3 protein-coding genes are annotated in these 2532 nt (G+C 70.3%); all 3 read left to right on the top strand.

From position 1 onward, the window contains the following. The first annotated feature begins 144 nt into the window (after positions 1-144). The 3 genes from ACFVXJ_RS31205 to ACFVXJ_RS31195 all read left to right on the top strand — a co-directional run bounded on the left by ACFVXJ_RS31205 (position 145) and on the right by ACFVXJ_RS31195 (position 2213). On the top strand, positions 145-501 hold the full coding sequence (locus ACFVXJ_RS31205) for a hypothetical protein (protein ID WP_361320145.1): 357 nt from the start codon (positions 145-147) through the stop codon (positions 499-501). Further along, positions 498-788 (top strand): hypothetical protein, encoded by a 291-nt coding sequence (locus ACFVXJ_RS31200; protein ID WP_389666828.1) that lies wholly within the window; start codon positions 498-500, stop codon positions 786-788. The genes ACFVXJ_RS31205 and ACFVXJ_RS31200 overlap by 4 nt, the downstream gene beginning before the upstream one ends. Before the next feature lie 318 nt (positions 789-1106). Next, on the top strand, positions 1107-2213 hold the full coding sequence (locus ACFVXJ_RS31195; RefSeq protein ID WP_389666826.1) for a hypothetical protein: 1107 nt from the start codon (positions 1107-1109) through the stop codon (positions 2211-2213). Positions 2214-2532: the final 319 nt, after the last annotated feature.

Here is a 2532-nt window from a genome sequence, read left to right as displayed (position 1 = left end):
AACAATCATTGTGGGAAAGCCCCGCACCAGCCCGTTATCGGGTTCGGTGCGGGGCTTTTCTGCGTTTACCGGCCGGATATGGGGAGCAAGCCGCTCTGCCGGAGGGCGGGGCTGGGTATCCTGGCCGCGTTCCCAGGAGGGCAGATGACAGCACAGCAGCTGGACGCCGGCGGCCCGCTCATCCCCCAGCCGGCCATGACGCGCGAGGCGCTGCGGGACGCGGTGCGGCGGATCGACATGGCGAGCCTGGCCGTGCTCGACAAGGAATGCAACGAGGCCTTTGACCGGGCCGCGGAGACCGGCGCCATCAACCCGCTGCGGTTCTTCCTGATCAAGTGGGCCACGCATGTGGCGATCCACCGGTGGCCGGCGCGGTCGGCGGCGCTCCTGGAGGCGGAACGCGTTGCAGGGGACCCGCGGGCGACGGAAGAGGAGTTCCGGGCCGCAATGGAGACGAGCAGCCGCATCCTCGCCGAGGCCCAGGCGGAGATCGGTCTGTGACTTCGCGCGGGGAGGGCGTCGAGAACGACAGCGGCTGGGCATGGGAATGCGATCCCGGCCGGGTGTGGGTGCTCGGTGACATGCCCGCCGAGCAACAGGGCCTCGTCGGCGCCGTGATGGACGGCCTGGTCGACCTGGCCTCGATGGCCATCGACCCCAAGGACGGCAGTCTCTACGAGGACCCCCACCCGATGCGGCTGCGTACGTACGAAGACGAGCACCTGATGCTCTGGTACCAGACCGTCCCCCACCGAAGCCGCGTGTACCTCAAGCGGGTCAACCTCTGACGGGGAGCGTCCCAGGCAGCGATGCCCCTGGCGAGGGTGCGGAGGTCGACGGGCCGGGTGGGGTCAGCAGTGCGGAGGTCTCCGGCCGGCCCGAGAGGGCCTGAAGGGGACGCCCAGGTAGCGACACGGTCGCGGAGCTGTTCGCCGCTGAGGTCCTGGTCGACGTGTCCCCGGTGGCGCTTGCGTGATGCCGCCAGTTGACGAGCATGGCTCGCCCGGCGTCGGCGGCGAAGGCGAACAGGATGTCGTCGCTGGTGGTGGCGTGACCAGGGTGACGGCGTCGGGGTGGGGCGTGTCTGTGGCTCGGAGGGGGGATGGTTGTTCGTCTTCGTGTGTGTGGGGTGCGGGTCTGAGCTGACTGCTCCGGTCGCGCGGGTTGCTCTGCCGGCGCACGCCCATCAGAAATACGGGACCGGGGCCCAGCTCCCGGTGCTCATGGAGGCGGGCACGTTCGCGGTGGAGCCGGAGCCTTGGGGGCCGCCGTGGCGGAGGTGGGAGGAGATCGACCCGGCCGAGGCTGCGGTCCGCGGCGTCTTTGCGCCCGTCTTCGCCCTGTCCGACGGCGCACCCGGCGCGGTCGTCATCGCTCCCGGCGACGCCCGTGGCACCGTGCCGCTCCCGGAGAAGAGCGGCGGCTCATGCTGCGGCCCCGACGGGGCCGACGGACCCAACATGGAGTGCGAGGCGTGCGGTCTGCCGGTGGCGAGCCGGATCGACGACTGCTCACGCTGGCAGGCGGTGTGGCTCGCCCCCGATGCCGTACGCCGTCGGCCCGTCGACGGCGCCGAGGCCGCACCGCGGTCTTGGGAGGCGCTGTCGGCGGAGGGCGAGCGCACACCTCCGCTCGAGCCGATCAAGACGTGGGGAGGGCGGATGGGGACGAGCCACTACTGGTCGTGGAGCCCGCGGTGGGAAGCGGCGGCCGGCCGGGCGCTCGCCCACTTGTTGGCGGCCTCCGAGGGCCGGCCGGTGAGGGTCCCGGAGGGCCTGACCGCCGAGGTCTTCCAACGTGCCCTCGACGCCTTGCTGCCGGCGGGGCCGCCGGCGCGCCGCGCCGTCTTGGCCGGGCCGGGACTGCCCGTTTCCGACACGGACGCCGAGATCGTCCTCGTGCCGGTCCATCCCGAGACGGGTACGACCTGGACCCCGGCCGGCCCGGCGGCTTCGACGTACCCGGTGCCGCTGCCGTTCGGGGTGTGGCTGTGGCTGGCCTTCCCCAAGCAGCACCTTCCCCTCCCCGCGTCGGGCGGCTTGCCTGGGGATGTCCTCCGCGACGACCCGCCCGCCCCGCGTCCCGGGTATCTGTTCCGGGCCGACCCCGACACGTTCCGGGACGCCTTGGTCCGGCTTCCGGCCGTCCACAGCCCGTGGCTGCGCGACACCCTCCAGGGCCTCACGCACCCCATGCGCGACCGCCTGTTCTAGCCGTCCGGGGCGATTTTGACCGTGAGGGGGGAGAGAGGTAGAGTAGAACGGTTGCCTGGAACTGAGAGGTTCGGCAGCAAGCCCCCGAGGAAGGCAATTCCGACCGGGGCGTCTCGACTCCTCGACGAAGGATTCTGAAGCCGGGAAATCCGGTGGAAAAGTTCTGATAGAGTCGGACTCGCCGGAAAGGGAAAGCGCGAAAGCGTTTGAACTGGAAAGCGAAGCCCGCTTCGACCGGGAATCGGACACGAAAGAGTCTGATAGAGTCGGAAACGCAAGAACAAAACGAAGAACAAAGGAAGCGCCCGGAGGAAAACCC

Source organism: Streptomyces sp. NPDC058279, from assembly GCF_042881255.1.
In the GTDB taxonomy this organism is placed as follows: domain Bacteria; phylum Actinomycetota; class Actinomycetes; order Streptomycetales; family Streptomycetaceae; genus Streptomyces.
This window is presented reverse-complemented; position numbering and strand designations above follow the sequence as displayed.